We start from the raw sequence: 278 nt of genomic DNA on the forward strand, positions 1-278 counted from the left end.
GTCGATGTCGACGAATTCGAAGAATGGGAAGCGTTCGCCCCGTATCCCGATCACGTCGTCCACACGGCGCATGAAGCCAGCGTCGAATCGGGCGATAGCTATCCGCCGTTCGGCCGGCGCGAAGAACCTGCCTACGCGTCCTCTGCAACCGAAGCTCGCCACGACCTGCACGACGCGATCGAATCGTTGATGGGCGAACCGAGCAAGCCTGATCCGGCGCCGACCAAGGCCGCGCCATCATCGTCCGGGTCATCAATCCGCTGCCCGCGTTGTCTGTC

General features: G+C 63.3%; 1 protein-coding gene. It reads left to right on the top strand.

Translation table 11 applies throughout. The features are described 5' to 3' along the window. Window positions 1-278: hypothetical protein (locus SB725_RS30920; RefSeq protein ID WP_410923192.1), on the top strand; the 278-nt coding region annotated here is incomplete at both ends.

Origin of the sequence: Pseudomonas sp. SIMBA_041, from assembly GCF_046535095.1 — a bacterium.
In the GTDB taxonomy this organism is placed as follows: Bacteria; Pseudomonadota; Gammaproteobacteria; order Pseudomonadales; family Pseudomonadaceae; genus Aquipseudomonas; species Aquipseudomonas mucoides.